Here is a 16,426-nt window from a genome sequence, read left to right on the forward strand (position 1 = left end):
AGCGCTATGGAATTCACGATCCAACACTTTATCGCGCTTGCGCCGCTGCTGATTACCAGCCTCACCATTGTGGTGGTGATGCTGGCAATCGCCTGGCGCCGCAATCACTCGCAGACGTTCCTGCTGTCCACCGCAGGTCTGAACCTGGCCTTGCTGTCGATTATCCCGGCACTCAAGGTCGCCCCGCTGGCGGTCACCCCGCTGGTCATGATCGATGACTTCGCGCTGCTGTACACCGCGTTGATCCTCGTTGCGACACTGGCCTGCGTCACCCTCGCCCACGCTTACCTCGGCGAAGGCGGCACCGGCTATCCGGGCAACCGCGAAGAGCTGTACCTGCTGATCCTGCTGGCTGCGGCCGGCGGTATCGTGCTGGTCAGCGCGCAGCACCTGGCCGGTTTGTTCATCGGCCTGGAACTGCTGTCGATCCCGACCTACGGCCTGGTGGCGTACGCCTTCTTCAACAAGCGCTCCCTGGAAGCCGGCATCAAGTACATGGTGCTGTCGGCCGCCGGTTCCGCGTTCCTGTTGTTCGGTATGGCCCTGCTCTACGCCGAAGCCGGCAGCCTGAGCTTCAGCGGTATCGGCCACGCCCTGGCCACCACCAGCATGCCTGCGCCCATCGCCCAACTGGGCCTGGCCATGATGCTGATCGGCCTGGCGTTCAAGCTGTCGCTGGTACCGTTCCACCTGTGGACCCCAGACGTGTACGAAGGCGCCCCGGCGCCGGTAGCCGCGTTCCTGGCAACCGCCTCTAAGGTTGCAGTGTTTGCGGTGATGGTGCGTCTGTTCCAGATCTCCCCTGCCGCCAACACCGGCGTGCTGAGCGACGTGCTGACCGTGATCGCCATTGCGTCGATCCTGTTCGGTAACCTGCTGGCCCTGACCCAGAACAACCTCAAGCGTCTGCTGGGTTACTCGTCCATCGCCCACTTCGGCTACCTGCTGATCGCCCTGGTGGCGAGCAAAGGCCTGGCCGTGGAAGCCATCGGCGTGTACCTGGTCACCTACGTGATCACCAGCCTCGGCGCGTTTGGCGTGATTACCCTGATGTCCTCGCCTTACAAAGGCCGTGACGCCGACGCCCTGTACGAATACCGCGGCCTGTTCTGGCGTCGTCCGTACCTGACCGCCGTGCTGACCGTGATGATGCTGTCCCTGGCCGGCATCCCGCTGACCGCAGGCTTCATCGGCAAGTTCTACATCGTCGCGACCGGTGTCGAAGCCCACGAATGGTGGCTGGTTGCCTCCTTGGTGCTGGGCAGTGCCATCGGCGTGTTCTACTACCTGCGCGTGATGGTCACCCTGTACCTGATCGAGCCAAACCTGCGCCGTGTGGATGCCGAGTTGCACTGGGAACAGAAAGCAGGCGGCGTGATGCTGCTGGCTATCGCCCTGCTGGCATTCTTCCTGGGCGTGTACCCACAACCGTTGCTCACCCTGGTGCAGCATGCGGTGATGGCGGGTTGATCGCTTAAGCTCAAGCAGTAAACAGAACGGCACCTTAGGGTGCCGTTTTGCGTTTCTGGGAAAGATTCAAGCTCCCTGCCCAGCTCAAGGAATATTCCTTACTGAAACGCCTCCGTGTCTGGCATATACCTGCCAGAGCCGCTCGTATGGTGTATGCGCTTTAGGAAGAATCCCACGCCAGGCTCACTTGACCCCTGGCAGATGGGCCACCAAACTATACGCAGGCTACGTACAGAACATGGATGCTCTATTTATCGAACTGCCGCCCTTTGAGCGGTACCGCAAGGACTACCTGACTGACGAACTGTTTCACGGCTTTCAACAAGAGCTAATGAAGAACCCCGAAGCGGGAGCCGTGATGGAAGGCACCGGAGGGTTACGCAAGCTGCGCTTCGTCGATGAACGACGAAACAAAGGCAAACGGGGTGGATTACGCGTCATCTACTACTGGTGGTCAGGCGGCACTCAATTTTGGTTGTTCACGCTGTACGGCAAGCACGAGCAAAGCGACTTGAGCCCACAACACAAAAAAGCCCTCAAGCAACTGCTGGACAGGGAAATCAACGCGAGAGGATTCACATGAAACGTGACATTTATTCCGAACTGGTCGAAGGCTTCGATGCCTTGGCCAACGAGCGCCAAGGCAAGGTCACCCTACGTACTCATACCGTGCAGCAAAACAAACTGGCCCCTCTTACCGCTGAAGACGTGATTGCAGTGCGACAACAACTCAATCTTTCCCGTGCTGTATTTGCCATGTACCTACGCACCAATACACGCACCCTGGAAAACTGGGAGCAAGGTCGCGCACGCCCCAATGCCCAGGCAGCCACGTTGATTCGTCTGGTATCAAAATTCCCGGATACGGTGGAGCGCCTGGCGTTGCTTAGCTGATCGTAGGTGAAGCGATCTTTCCCACATCAGCAAAAACGGCACCTCACGGTGCCGTTTTGCTATCCGCCCTACCTCACTTGCGCGCCGCCTCCCACGACTTGAGCAAATCGGCATAGTTCACGGTTTCACCCTTGGGTTTCTCGTTCGCCAGTTTCGGCTTCGGAGCGCCCGGCTGGTCGAACCAGTACTGGGCATCGCGCTCGGGGTTCATTTTCGGTCCGCAGATCGGCTGCACCTTGGAGCGCTCCAGGCGTGTCATGATCGCGTCCTGGTCCTTGGCCAGGCCATCCAGCGCCTGTTGCGGGGTTTTCTCGCCGCTGGCGGCTTCCGAAATGTGGCTCCACCACAGTTGGGCCAGGCGCGGATAATCCGGCACGTTGGTGCCCGTCGGTGTCCACTGCACCCGCGCCGGGCTGCGGTAGAACTCCACCAGGCCGCCGAGTTTGGGGGCCAGGTCAGTCATGGCCTGGGAGTTGATGTCGGATTCGCGGATGGGCGTCAGGCCGACGATGGTTTTTTTCAGGGAAACGGTTTTCGATGTCACGAACTGCGCGTAGAGCCAAGCCGCGAGTTTTTGTTTCTCAGGCGTGGACTTGAGGAACGTCCAGGAACCCACGTCCTGATACCCCAGCTTCATCCCCTCCTCCCAATACGGCCCGCGTGGCGACGGTGCCATGCGCCACTTCGGCGTGCCGTCGGCGTTCATCACCGGCAAGCCGGGCTTGGTCATGTCAGCGGTAAAGGCGGTATACCAGAAGATCTGCTGCGCGATGTTGCCCTGGGACGGTACCGGCCCGGACTCGGAGAAGGTCATGCCTGCCGCTTCCGGTGGCGCATAGGCGCGCATCCAGTCGACATACTTCTGCGTGGCAAATACCGCAGCCGGGCCGTTGGTGTCGCCGCCACGGGTCACGCTAGACCCCACCGGGTGGCAATCCTCGACCCGGATCCCCCACTCGTCCACCGGCAAGCCGTTGGGCAGGCCCTTGTCGCCACCACCGGCCATGGAGAACCAGGCATCGGTAAAGCGCCAACCCAGGGAAGGATCTTTCTTGCCGTAGTCCATATGGCCATACACGCGCTTGCCGTCGATTTCCTTGACGTCTTCACTGAAGAACTTGGCGATGTCCTCATAGGCCGACCAGTTCACTGGCACGCCTAGTTCATAGCCGTACTTTTCCTTGAACTTGGCCTTGAGGTCGGCGCGCTCGAACCAGTCGGCACGGAACCAGTAGAGGTTAGCGAACTGCTGGTCGGGCAACTGATAGATCTTGCCGTCCGGCGCGGTGGTAAACGAGATGCCGATAAAGTCCTTGAGGTCCAGGGTCGGCGAGGTGAAGTCCTTGCCTTCGTTGGCCATCAGGTCGGTGATGGACTCGGTCTTGCCATAGCGAAAGTGCGTGCCAATCAGGTCGGAATCGTTGACCCAACCGTCATAGATATTCTTGTCCGACTGCATCTGGGTTTGCAGTTTCTCCACCACGTCGCCTTCCTGCAGCAGGTCGTGGGTCAGCTTGATCCCGGTGATTTCACTGAAGGCCTTGGCCAGCACCTTGGATTCGTACTCGTGGGTGGTGAGGGTTTCCGACACCACATTGATCTTCATCCCACGAAACGGCTCGGCGGCCTTGATAAACCACTTCAGTTCTTCAAGCTGCTGGGCCTCCGTCAGGGTGGACGGTTTGAACTCGCTGCCGATCCACTTCTTAGCGGCATCTTCGTACGTATCGGCCCAGGCCGCAGCACTCAAACCGCTGAGGGCCAAGACGGCGGCCAATGAAATGCTATGTCGCAGCTTATTGTTTTTATCGAACATAGAGACCTCCTGGTTGATTTCAGACGGGTCCGACAGAAGCCCCGCCCCGTGTAGGAGCGAGCTTGCTCGCGAAAAACCCCAAGACACCGCGTTAATCCAGACAACCTGCGTTATCGTTGACGACTTTCGCGAGCAAGCTCGCTCCTACAGGGGTATGGGGACCACCTCAGCCCCAACGCATCACAGACAACAGCCACACCACAGACAGCGCGGACGCCACCCAGATGCTCCAGCCGGTAACGCCGATCACCAGCAGATGCAGGTAGGCGCTCCCGAGAAGACCGATAAACAAGCGATCACCACGTGTCGTGCTGATCGGTAACAAACCGCGCCGGGGAATGCTCGGCGAGCGCAGTTCCCACGTGGTCATGCCTGCCAGCAACAAGGCAATTGCCGCAAAAAACAGCGCAGTCGGGGTGGTCCAGGCCATCCATTCCATCATCGTTTCCTCAGACCCGGCCCAGGGCAAAGCCCTTGGCCACATGGTTGCGAACAAACCAGATCACCAGCATGCCCGGCAGGATGGTCAGCACTCCGGCAGCCGCCAGCACGCCCCAGTCAATGCCCGACGCGGACACGGTGCGGGTCATCACGGCGGCAATCGGCTTGGCATTGACGGACGTCAGGGTGCGCGCCAGCAGCAGTTCGACCCAGGAAAACATAAAGCAGAAAAACGCCGTGACACCGATTCCCGAGCCAATCAGCGGGATAAAGATCTTCACGAAAAACTTCGGAAAGCTATAACCATCAATGTAGGCCGTTTCGTCGATCTCCTTGGGCACCCCTGACATAAAGCCTTCCAGGATCCACACCGCCAGCGGTACGTTGAACAGGCAGTGGGCCAGGGCCACGGCGATATGGGTATCGAACAGGCCAATGGACGAATACAGCTGGAAAAACGGCAACAGGAACACCGCCGGCGGCGCCATGCGATTGGTCAGCAGCCAGAAGAACAGGTGCTTGTCGCCAAGGAAGCGATAGCGCGAAAACGCGTAGGCCGCCGGTAGCGCCACGGTCAGGGAAATAACCGTGTTCAGGCTCACGTAGTACAGCGAGTTCAGATACCCGGTGTACCAACTGGGGTCGGTGAAGATCACCTTGTAGTTGGCCAAGGTGAAATCCTGCGGAAACAGCGTCAGGCCGCCGAGGATTTCGGTGTTGCTCTTGAAGGACATGTTCAGCAGCCAGTAGATCGGCACCAGCAGGAACAGGATGTAGATCAGCAGCGGAATGACCTTGCGCTTGCTCATGTTGGCGGCCTCAGCGGTTGGCGTCGGAGTGGGTCATGGCGGTGTAGAACAGCCAGGACACCAACAGGATGATCAGGAAATACACCAGGGAAAACGCGGCAGCCGGGCCCAGGTCGAATTGACCGACAGCCATCTGGGTCAGGGTCTGACTGAGAAAGGTCGTCGCATTTCCCGGCCCACCGCCGGTCAGTACAAAAGGCTCGGTATAGATCATGAAACTGTCCATAAAACGCAGCATCACCGCGATCAGCAGCACGCTCTTCATCTTCGGCAGTTGGATATGTCGGAATACGGCCCAGGCCGATGCCCGATCAATCCGCGCCGCCTGGTAGTACACATCCGGTATAGCCCGCAGCCCCGAGTAACAGAGCAGCGCCACCAGGGATGTCCAGTGCCATACATCCATCACCAGTACTGTGACCCAGGCATCCATGGTGTTGGCGGCGTAGTTGTAGTTGATGCCCATGGCATTCAGGCTCGAGCCCAGCAGGCCGATATCGGCACGGCCGAAGATCTGCCAGATGGTGCCGACGACGTTCCACGGGATCAGTAGCGGGATGGCCATCACAATCAGCACCAGGGACGACCAGCGGCCTTTGGTGGGCATGGTCAGGGCAATGGCAATGCCCAGGGGGATCTCGATCAGCAACACACATGCCGAATAGATGAACTGGCGCAGCAGCGAGTCATGCAGACGTGGGTCCAGCAGCACTTGTTTGTACCAGTCGGCCCCGACGAAATAGCGGCTGGACTGATCGAAAATGTCCTGCACCGAGTAGTTGACCACGGTCATCATCGGGATCACCGCACTGAACGCCACCAGCAGGAACACCGGCAACACCAGCCACCAGGCCTTGTTGTTCTGCACCTTGTTCATGGCCGCGCCTCCAGCAGGTAATCGTCGGCATACACCATCAGCCATTGCGCCGGAAAACTGATCGAGGCCCGGCCCTCGGGCACCGGTTTGTCTTCGGCCAGACGCACTTTCAACGGCGCGCCGTCGAGGTTGAGGGTCAGGATCTTGTAGGTGCCCAGGTCTTCGACATGTATGACGTCGGCTTGCAACGCGTCGGTATTGGGCTCATCCCAGACATGGATAAACTCGGGACGAATACCGACCTGGAGTTTTTTGTAGTCCTTTTCCGCGAGTTGCCGCTGCTGCACCTCGGACAACGCCAGATGTGTTCCGCCAAACCGTACCCCACCTGCATCGGCCTGCACCTCAATCAGATTCATCCCCGGGCTACCGATGAAATAGCCGACAAAGGTATGACTGGGACGCTCGAACAACTCCCGCGGTGTGCCGAACTGCACAATCTGCCCGCCGTACATCACCGCAATCTTGTCGGCAAAGGTCGAGGCCTCCAACTGGTCGTGGGTGACGTAGACCATGGTGATGTTGAACTGCTCGTGGATCTGCTTGAGCTTGCGCCGCAGCTTCCACTTCAGGTGCGGATCGATCACCGTCAGCGGCTCGTCGAACAGAATCGCGGAGACGTCATCGCGCACCAGGCCACGGCCCATTGAGACCTTTTGCTTTTCATCGGCACTGAGGTTGCGGGCTTTTTTGCCCAGCAGGTTCTGCAGGTCGAGCACTTCGGCAATTTCTTGCACCTTGCTGTGCACTTTCGCCTCGGCCATCCCCTGGTTACGCAGGGGGAATGCCAGGTTATCGAACACCGTCATGGTGTCGTACACCACCGGGAACTGGAACACCTGGGCGATATTGCGCTTTTCCGGGGTAAGGTCATTCACCACCTTGCTGTCGAACAGCACCTGGCCTTCCGAAGGACTGAGCAAGCCGGAGATGATGTTGAGCAAGGTTGACTTGCCACAGCCCGAAGGACCGAGCAGGGCGTAGGCACCGCCCTGCTCCCAGATGTGGTTCATTTCGCGAATGGCGTAGTCTTCAGGCCCTGCGGGTGTGGGGCTGTAGCTATGCGCCAGGTTCTGCAAATGGATCTCGGCCATCAGGCAACCCTCGCGACACGACGCCCGGGGGCTTGGACCAACCGGCCCTGGCCATCGAACACAAACAGTTTATGGGTCGGAATATAGATCCGGATCGGCGCATCCACGTCGTACTCGTGGACTCCCGGCAAATGCAGCACCAGCAAGAAATGCTCGCTGCGCACATGCAGGAAGGTTTCCGAGCCGCTGATCTCCGCCACTTCCACGGTTACCGCCAGTTCCAGGTCATCGTCGTTGCTGGGCACCAGGCTGATATGGCTGGGGCGCACGCCGAACCGGAACTCGCCCTCACCAATCGGGCGCAGGTCCACGTTCAACGGAAAGTGCACATCGTTGGCGAAACTCACTTCATTACCGCTGATACGCCCCGGCATCAGGTTGATGGGCGGTTCGGAAAACAGCTCGGCCGCCAATACCGTCTGCGGTTGGTGATAGACCTCGGCGGCCTTGCCGCTCTGGATCACCCGACCTTCGTGGAGGATGGTCGTGGTGCCGCCCAGCGCCAAGGCTTCGTTCGGTTCAGTGGTGGCATAAATGGCAATGGTGTTGCGGGCCTTGAACAGCTCGCGCATTTCCTGACGCAGCTCTTCGCGCAGTTTGTAGTCCAGGTTCACCAGCGGCTCGTCGAACAGAATCAATTCGGCGTCCTTCACCAGCGCCCGGGCCATGGCCGTGCGTTGCTGCTGGCCACCGGACAGCTCCAGGGGATGACGTTGCAGGAACTTGTCGATGCGCAGCATCTTCGCGGTTTCCAGCACCTTGCTGCGGATCAGTTCGTTGGACACCCCGGCCTGGCGCAAGGGCGAGGCGATGTTCTCGAACACGGTCATGGTCGGGTAGTTGATGAACTGCTGGTACACCATTGAAACATTGCGCAAGCGCACCGGCTTGTGGGTGACATCGACGCCGTTCATCAGGATGCGCCCGTTGTCAGGCTTGTCCAGGCCGGCCATCAGGCGCATCAGGCTGGTTTTGCCAGACAGCGTACGGCCCAGCAACACATTGAAGGAGCCGGCTTCAAAGCGCAGGTTGGCGTCGTCGATCCAGGTCTGGCCTTCGACAACGCGGGTCACATGTTCCAGGGTCAATGACATGACACGCCCTTTTTCTTATTGGAATTGTTCTTCCAAGGTCAGAGCGAGTTTCGTGCCAATAACAAAAAGTATTTATTTAATAGGGACTTAGGCAGAACTGTTGCTCAGTACTGAACAGAAATGAACATTCACAACTGAACAATTGAACAACCGCCGGGTTGACAATGAACAGTTCTGAACAACACTGAATAAGCTCAGCAAAACCGTTCAACCTGGGGGAGCTGGCTTGCCTGCGATGGCCATAAGTATTTACACAACTTTCAGAAACTGACGAACTCCCCTGTGGCGAGCGGGCTTGCCCCGCGCTGGGCTGCGAAGCAGCCCCAAAACCAGCCGCTGCGGTGTATCTGGTACAACGCATTCGGCTTATTGGGGCTGCTTCGCAGCCCAGCGCGGGGCAAGCCCGCTCGCCACAACTGCGCTATCTGCCTGGATCTAGGCGTTGCGGCAAAGTTGTGTAGATACCTATGCTGCGATGGCGTCTGTGAAATCGCCATAGCAAGCAAGCCAGCTCCCACAAGGTGAGCGGTGCACGGTTCATAACAACAATAAAAAGAAGGTCACCGCCATGGCCGCACCTGCCCCGCTTTTGCCCCACGACACCATCATCCAGGACTCCTGGCGCCGCTGCCGTGCCTTTGGCCTGGATCACCAAAGCGCACCCAGCTTCGACCAACTGCCCGCCGAGGGCATCAGCCAGCTGTTGGAGAGCCAGCACGCACTGGTCCAGACCACCCATCAGGAAGTGCTGCCCTACTACGAGAACATCCTCAGCAATTCCAACTGCCTGATCATGCTTGCCGACAACCAGGGCCAGGTGCTGACCTCCTGGGGCACCCAGCGCTTTATCGAACCCAAGCTGGCCCGTGGTTTCAGCGCAGGGGCCAGTTGGCGGGAGCGCTCTACCGGCACCAACGCCATCGGTACCGCACTGGCCTGCGCCCAGGCGGTGCACATCGAGCATGACGAACACTTCCTCAAGGCCAACCGTTTCATGACCGGTTCGGCTGCGCCGATCTTTGACGCCAACCGCGAAATCATCGCGGTGCTGGATGTGTCCAGCGACAGTTACCTGCCGCCCTCCCACACCCTGGGCATGGTCAAGATGATGAGCCAGACCGTGGAAAACCGGCTGATCCTCAACCTGTTTGGCGGCGAGCACTTCCAACTGACCTTCAACACCGGCCTGAACAACCTCGACAGCCAATGGGCCGGCCTGCTGATCTTTGATGAAAGTGGCCAGGTGCTGTCAGCCAATCGCCGCGCCGACAACCTGCTGGGCATCAGCCTGTCGCGGGTGATGATCGACAGCCTGTTCAAGGTCTCGCTGCTGGAGCTGCTCAACCAACCTGAAGGCCTGCCCTTCGCCCTGCAAGCGGCAGGAAGCAACCGTTTCCAGTGCCTGCTCAAACGCCCCAAGCAGGCGCCGGTGCAGGCCAGGGTCTTCAGCGAGCCGGCCGCCGTGCCCATCGGTCTCAAGACCCTGCACTTTGGCGACAGCCGCGTGGAAAAAGCCGTGCGCCAGGCCGAACGCCTGCTGGAAAAAGACATCCCGTTGCTGATCCATGGCGAAACCGGCGTGGGCAAGGAAGTCTTCGTCAAAGCCCTGCACCAGGCCAGCTCCCGCAGCCAGCAGGCTTTTATCGCGGTCAACTGTGCGGCAATTCCGGCCGAGTTAGTGGAATCGGAGCTGTTTGGCTACGAAAAAGGCGCGTTCACCGGCGCCAATCAAAAGGGCAGCATCGGCCTGATCCGCAAGGCTGACAAAGGCACGCTGTTTCTCGATGAGATCGGTGACATGCCCCTCCCGACCCAGGCCCGGCTGCTGCGGGTATTGCAGGAACGCTGCGTGCAACCGGTGGGCAGCAGCGAATTGTTCCCAGTGGACCTGCGCATCATCTCGGCCACCAACCGTTCACTGCGCGAGCAGGTGCAAATCGGCAGGTTTCGTGAGGATTTGTACTACCGCATCGGCGGCCTGACCCTGGAACTGCCGCCCCTGCGCGAACGCAGTGACAAGCAGGCGCTGTTCAAGCAACTGTGGCAACAGCACCGCGAACCCACACAGTGGGCCGGACTCAGTACTGAAGTGCTGGCGTTATTCGAGCGACACCCTTGGCCAGGCAACTTGCGCCAGGTCAGCAGCGTGATGCAGGTGGCGCTGGCCATGGCCGAAGACCAACCGATCCGCCCGGAGCATCTGCCCGATGATTTTTTTGTCGACCTGGGCCAAGCCTCGCCCAGCACACCGCCGGTTATGGGCGATCTGGACGATAGCCAAAACCTTCAGCAGCGACTGGCAGCGGTCGGCGGCAATATCTCCCACTTGGCGCGCGAGTTGGGGGTCAGCCGCAATACCTTGTACAAGCGATTACGCGACGCGCCATAGCCGTAAATCCTGCGTCTTTCTTTAAGACTGATCGTTAGTTGATGTGAGCTCAAGCGGCGATTCCACCCAGTAAATTCTCCCTGCACGTAAGCCCATTCTGATTTAACAGACCACACCTCCAACCGCCCTTTTCCTGCGGCATTCTCCGACGCCTTCTTTTGCAGAGACGTCATGGATGCCAGCTCCTGCCCCTGATTCATCGCCCATCGACCTGATCGAATACGAGCTGAATGGCTTTCACCAGAGCCTGGCGGTATATCGCCAGCAAGTCACCAGCTGGTACGCGCAGGCCCTGGACAAAGCCAGCCATGCCGCGGACTTACCGGCGTTACTGGGCATGGAGCGGGTGCTGCGGGTGGGGGATTCCCAAATGTCGGTGAGCATGACCGACAGCGATTTTGCTTCCAGTGTTGCCGTGTGCCCGGCAGGCGGTGAGCTGAAGATCGAGAGCAAGTTCGAGTCGGTGTATGACGTGCCGCTGGGCAATCTCCAGGTGCAGGTGATTGGCCTGGATGACGGCAGTTCCACGTTTATCCAACTGGATGAACAGGGTCAGACCTCCCATCACTGCGTGGCCGGCGGGCGCTATCAGGTGCGTGTGCAGGGCGGGGTGTCGGCGGCGCAGGTCGAGGCGCTGTTTGCGTCCTACGACGGTTTGACCGCTGAGCTGGAAGCCTGGCTGCGCAAGGAGTGGAGTGGGTTCAAACCGCACTGGCAGGCCTCCAGCGCGAGCGCCATTGGCAGTGGGATATTGGCCGGGACCTGGTCAGCCATTTCCGGGGTGTGGGACAGCGTGTCGTTGGTGCAGGACATCCTCAAGGACCCGGCCAAGCACATCGAACGCCTCGGCACCCAGGCCGCCGAGTTGGCGGCCCTGGCGCGTGAGGCGCCCCAGGTGATGGAACAGGCGATGTTGCTGGCCAGCGACGAGGCGGCGCTGTACCTGATGCTGCGCACAGCGATGATCTGGCTGTCGGCGTTGCCGCCCAGCCAGGTGGCGGGGAAAACCGCCGAGGTGATTGCCGGGTTTGCCGTGTCGCTGCTCATTGATTTGCTGATTGCGCTGGTGCTGACCATTGCCCTGCAAGGCGCCGGGATCGCATATCTGGGGCTGCGGCTGGCGAAGTATGGAGCGCAGGTGGTTGAGCTTGCGGTGGGTTTCGTCAAAGGCGTGTTCGACATCCTCAAGCGTTTTACGGCGGCGGTGGATCGCTACAAGGCGGTGGCCGTGCGCGGCGTCGTCGGCGGCTTACAAAAAGGTGGCCTGCAGATGCACTGGGGGGCGCGGCGCAATACCACGCTCAAGCAACTTGAGGCGGTGGACGACGCACCCTCCTCCGCGAAAAACCCCAACGGCGCAGCCAGCGCCAGCGCCGATAAAACCGCGACCCATGGCTGCCCGGTGTCCATGGTCACTGGCGAAGAACTGCTGACCCTGACCGATGGCGAGTTGCAGGGCGTACTGCCATTTGCCTGGACGCGGCTGTATCGCACCAGCGCCGTGGAGGTGGATAGCGGGTTGGGCTTTGGCTGGAGCCATTCCCTGGCGCAGCGGTTGGAAGTGGCCGGCGAGTCAGTGGTGTGGACCGATCACGAGAACCGCAGCACCACCTTTCCCCTGCCCACGGCTGCCCGACCAGCCATCAGCAATAGCCTGGCTGAAGCGGCGATTTATCTGGGGGCAGCGTCGGATGAGTTGGTGCTGGCTCAAGGGGCAACGTTCTACCACTTCCAGGGCGGTGTGCTGACGGCGATCAGCGATCGGTATGACAACCGCCTGCGCATTTCCCGCGATGGGTTGGGGCGGATTCTGCGCCTGGATAACGATGCCGGGCGGGCGCTGCTGTTGCGCTACGAGCGCGGGCACATCGTGGCGGTGGACTACCAGGTGTTTCGCGTGGAAAGCGAAGCGGATGACGCTTGGGTGACTGAGCAGAACGTCGTTTCCTACCGCTACGACGAACAGTGGCGACTGGTTGAGGCGACCAACGCTGTAGGCGAAAGCGAGCGCTATCAGTACGACAGCCTTGCGGTGATCACTGAGCGGCAGTTGGCCGGTGGGGCGAGTTTCTTCTGGGCGTGGGAACGGTCTGGTAAGGCGGCGCGCTGTGTGCGGCATTGGGCCAGTTTTGCGCAGATGGATACGCGCTATGTCTGGGATGACGACGGCCGCGTCACCCTGCTCAACGCCGATGGCAGCCAGGAAGTGTATGTGCATGACCCGCGCGCACGGCTGGTGCAGCGGGTTGATCCGGACGGCGGCGAGCACTTCAAGTCCTACGACGCCCAGGGTCGGCTGACGGTTGAGCAGGATCCCCTCGGGGCGATTACGGCCTATCAGTACGACGAGGCTGGGCGCTTGGTGGCGCTGTTTCCGGGGGATGACGAGCCTACCGCCTACGAGTATGAGCATGGCTTCGTACGGGTCATGCGCCGGGGTGCGGCGGTCTGGAAGTACCAGCGTAATGATCAGGGCGATATCACCCGCCAGACTGATCCTGATGGCAACGTTACTGAGTACAGCTATGACAAGCGCGGGCAGCTTTTAGCGGTTTGGTATCCGGATCACAGCTGTCAGCGCCTGAAGTGGAACGATCTTGGGCAGTTGACTCAGGAACAGTTACCCAATGGCGGCGTGCGGCGTTATCGCTACGACGCTTTGGGCCGGCAAATTGCCCGTGAAGATGAACACGGCGCGCTGACCCACTATCACTGGGACGCGGTAGGCCGACTGCTCAAGGTGGTATTGCCGGGCGGCGCCACCCGCGAATTGAGCTACAACCCCTACGGAAAAGTCACCGCCGAGCGCGATGAACTGGGGCGTGTGACCCGGTATGAATATGCCGACGGACTGCACCTGATCAGTCGCCGGATCAACCCCGACGGTTCTCAACTCAAGTACCGCTACGACAACACCCGCCTGCTGCTGACCGAAATCGAAAACGAGTCAGGCGAACACTATCAACTGGCGTACCACCCCAACGGCCTGATCCGGCAGGAAACCGGTTTCGACGGCAAACGCACCGCCTACGTCTACGACCTCAACGGCCACCTGCAGGAAAAAACCGAGTTCGGCGACGATGACCGTCAGCTGATTACCGCCTACCAGCGCGATAACGCCAGCCGCCTCATCCGAAAAACCCTGCCCGATGGCAGCACGGTGGATTACACCTACGACCGCCTCGGCAATCTCCTAAGCGTCGACGACGGCCACTGGCCGCTGCACTACGAATACGACAGCCAGAATCGCCTGACCGCCGAACACCAGGGCTGGGGCACCTTGCGTTACGGCTACGACAACTGCGGCCAGCTCGACCACCTGCGCCTGCCCGACAACAACCACCTGACCTTCAACCACGACAAGGGCGGCCACCTCGCCACCGTTGAGCTCAATGGCCGCACACTCACCTCGCACCTGTTCAAGGTCGGCCGCGAACAGCAGCGCCAGCAGGGCCACCTGCTGAGCCACTACCACTACGACGACCAGGGCCGCCTGGCCCAACACGAACACCGCCACGGCCTTCGCCGCTACACCTACGACCCAGGCGGCAACCTCACCCGCCTGCTCGACACCCGCAAGGGCCAGCACGACTACCACTACGACCCCCTCGACCGCCTGACCCGCGCCGACCACTCGCAAGACGTGCAAGAACGCTTCGCCCACGACCCGGCGGGCAACCTGCTGATGCAAGACCGCCCAGGCCCCGGCATCGTCGTCGGCAACCGCCTCTTGCTACAAGGCGACCGGCATTACGACTACGACGCCTTCGGAAACCTCATACGCGAACGCCGCGGCCGCGCGCAGCAACTGGTCACCGAATACCGCTACGACTGCCAGCACCGCCTGATCGGCGTGACCCAACCGGACGGCAGCCAGGCCAGCTATCGCTACGACCCGTTTGGCCGGCGCATCAGCAAAACCGTGGCGGGCAAGACCACCGAGTTTTTCTGGCAAGGCGACAAGGTCATCGCCGAACACACCCATGGCCAGCACCGCAGCTACCTCTACGAGCCTGACAGCTTCAGGCCACTGGCCTTGCTGGAGGGATTTGGTCCAGCCAATACACAAGCATTCCACTACCAACTTGACCACCTGGGCACGCCGCAGGAACTGACCAGCGCAGACGGCAAAATCGTCTGGTCTGCCCATTACCAGGCCTACGGGAAAATCACTCGGCTGGATGTAGGCGAGGTCGCTAATCCACTGCGTTTTCAGGGGCAGTATTACGACCGGGAAAGCGCGCTGCATTACAACCGGCATCGCTACTACAATCCGGACAACGGACGCTACCTGACCCCCGACCCGGTGAAGTTGGCGGGTGGGGTGAACGGGTATTTGTATGTGCCCAACCCTACGGGATGGGTGGATCCGTTGGGGTTGAATGCGTGTCCGGGTGGGGATGGGTGCAAGCCGAAGGGAAGTAGCGCCGACTCCCCCCACAATGCAGCAATAGATGAGGGTTTACCCTCACTGCCTCTAATTCACGAAGTTGATGCCCGAACTCTGAATCGTACGCACAGTATTGAGGGAAAACGGTCAACCAAACGAGTTGAGGAGATTTCTAGTAACATGCGAAGCAATGGGTACAACAAAAACACCCCTATTGACGTAATCGAATATAACGAGCAGCGTTATATTATTGATGGGCACCATCGGGCGTCTGCAGCAAGGCGAACACATACACTTGTCACCATAAGACTGATTGACAATATAGAAAACCACCATACCTCATTTAGCAGCATCAAAGACGTAGTGAGCTCTTCAAAAACCGCTGGACCAGATAGGCTAGAAAGGTCAAGAAAATGAAAACTCAGACGCTAGAAGATCTAATCAGCGAATACTTAGAGGAAGTTGAAAAGGCAACCAACTTACTTGAATTATCGTTTGGTACAAAAAATATCTTAGGACTGTGGCGTTCAAAACAAATCCCGCAGCGCGGAAAGCTCAGCGATGACGCAACGTACGAACTACATGGAATCGGCTGCAGGGTTTATATATCCGAGAAATGTATTGACTTCGATTACGGCCCCGACGGTCGAATTGATGGCTTCGACTCGTGGAGACTTTACATTTACGCATGCGAAGTTCAAAAAAAATACAAAAAATACACTAACAAGACGACGATCGAGCGAGAGTTCAGCGAGTACGTAGAAAAAGGAAAAGCAAAGAAAATTCAGGGTTCAATTTCCAACTTATTTTTCCAGAAACCTTGATAAAAAAATCGGAACAAAAGGAACGAACCTATTTAATCGCAAGTAAATTTAGTAATAGGCCCACTATTGCCCACTATGAATCAACACCAAAAACGCGTTGAGCGGCGGCAAACACTTGCGGCCATTGCTCGCGCAGGGTGCTAAATAGATCCGTTCCTTTAACCAACTACTGGAAGGTTTATACATCAATCCCCTCTCAGATATTTCCGACAGCGTTTTAGGGTTACCACTCGGAAGACGCCCCAATAATCTTCGGCAGTCGCTGCAAATTCAGCGACCGGGTTTCGCAGCCCGGTTAAACTCTAGACGCACAGCGTCCCCCACAAGA

12 protein-coding genes are annotated in these 16,426 nt (G+C 59.2%); 6 read left to right on the forward strand and 6 right to left on the reverse strand.

Features of this window, described 5'->3' with window-relative positions; all coding sequences use genetic code 11:
* The first annotated feature begins 6 nt into the window (after positions 1–6).
* The 3 genes from nuoN (at position 7) to C5F71_RS00970 (ending at position 2,364) form a co-directional block, all read left to right on the forward strand.
* On the forward strand, positions 7–1,470 hold the full coding sequence (gene nuoN, locus C5F71_RS00960; protein ID WP_029293335.1) for an NADH-quinone oxidoreductase subunit NuoN: 1,464 nt from the start codon (positions 7–9) through the stop codon (positions 1,468–1,470).
* A 238-nt stretch (positions 1,471–1,708) separates the two neighbouring features.
* A complete protein-coding gene (locus C5F71_RS00965; protein ID WP_070995472.1) occupies positions 1,709–2,053 on the forward strand; it encodes a toxin in 345 nt (114 codons plus the stop codon).
* Positions 2,050–2,364 carry a DNA-binding transcriptional regulator gene (locus C5F71_RS00970; RefSeq protein WP_070995473.1) on the forward strand — a complete coding sequence of 105 codons (315 nt, stop codon included), beginning with the start codon at positions 2,050–2,052 and terminating at the stop codon, positions 2,362–2,364. The genes C5F71_RS00965 and C5F71_RS00970 overlap by 4 nt, the downstream gene beginning before the upstream one ends.
* 73 nt (positions 2,365–2,437) lie before the next feature.
* On the opposite strand, the gene C5F71_RS00975 is transcribed toward C5F71_RS00970, so the two are convergent.
* From C5F71_RS00975 to C5F71_RS01000, 6 genes are all read right to left on the reverse strand, one after another.
* Positions 2,438–4,180 carry an ABC transporter substrate-binding protein gene (locus C5F71_RS00975; protein ID WP_104910389.1) on the reverse strand — a complete coding sequence of 581 codons (1,743 nt, stop codon included), beginning with the start codon at positions 4,178–4,180 and terminating at the stop codon, positions 2,438–2,440.
* A 166-nt stretch (positions 4,181–4,346) separates the two neighbouring features.
* Positions 4,347–4,619: a DUF2160 domain-containing protein gene (locus C5F71_RS00980; RefSeq protein ID WP_029293327.1), complete on the reverse strand. Its 273-nt coding sequence runs from the start codon at positions 4,617–4,619 to the stop codon at positions 4,347–4,349.
* Between the two features lie 10 nt (positions 4,620–4,629).
* Positions 4,630–5,430, reverse strand: a complete 801-nt coding sequence (locus C5F71_RS00985) for a carbohydrate ABC transporter permease (RefSeq protein WP_017735079.1) — start codon at positions 5,428–5,430, stop codon at positions 4,630–4,632.
* 10 nt (positions 5,431–5,440) lie between these two features.
* A complete protein-coding gene (locus tag C5F71_RS00990; RefSeq protein WP_029293322.1) occupies positions 5,441–6,307 on the reverse strand; it encodes a carbohydrate ABC transporter permease in 867 nt (288 codons plus the stop codon).
* Complete coding sequence (locus C5F71_RS00995) at positions 6,304–7,401, reverse strand: ABC transporter ATP-binding protein (RefSeq protein WP_104910390.1); 1,098 nt, start codon at positions 7,399–7,401, stop codon at positions 6,304–6,306. Before C5F71_RS00995 ends, C5F71_RS00990 begins: the two co-directional genes overlap by 4 nt.
* Positions 7,401–8,495 carry an ABC transporter ATP-binding protein gene (locus C5F71_RS01000; RefSeq protein ID WP_029293318.1) on the reverse strand — a complete coding sequence of 365 codons (1,095 nt, stop codon included), beginning with the start codon at positions 8,493–8,495 and terminating at the stop codon, positions 7,401–7,403. The genes C5F71_RS00995 and C5F71_RS01000 overlap by 1 nt, the downstream gene beginning before the upstream one ends.
* 568 nt (positions 8,496–9,063) lie before the next feature.
* On the opposite strand from C5F71_RS01000, the gene C5F71_RS01005 reads away from it, so the two are divergent.
* The 3 genes from C5F71_RS01005 (at position 9,064) to C5F71_RS01015 (ending at position 16,098) form a co-directional block, all read left to right on the forward strand.
* Entirely contained in the window at positions 9,064–10,884 is a 1,821-nt protein-coding gene (locus C5F71_RS01005) for a sigma-54-dependent Fis family transcriptional regulator (RefSeq protein WP_104910391.1), read from the forward strand.
* A gap of 175 nt (positions 10,885–11,059) precedes the next feature.
* Positions 11,060–15,691, forward strand: a complete 4,632-nt coding sequence (locus tag C5F71_RS01010; protein WP_104910392.1) for an RHS repeat-associated core domain-containing protein — start codon at positions 11,060–11,062, stop codon at positions 15,689–15,691.
* A complete protein-coding gene (locus C5F71_RS01015; protein WP_104910393.1) occupies positions 15,688–16,098 on the forward strand; it encodes a hypothetical protein in 411 nt (136 codons plus the stop codon). Before C5F71_RS01010 ends, C5F71_RS01015 begins: the two co-directional genes overlap by 4 nt.
* Positions 16,099–16,426 lie beyond the last annotated feature (328 nt).

This window comes from Pseudomonas sp. LG1D9, assembly GCF_002949995.1.
GTDB classification, from domain to species: domain Bacteria; phylum Pseudomonadota; class Gammaproteobacteria; order Pseudomonadales; family Pseudomonadaceae; genus Aquipseudomonas; species Aquipseudomonas proteolytica.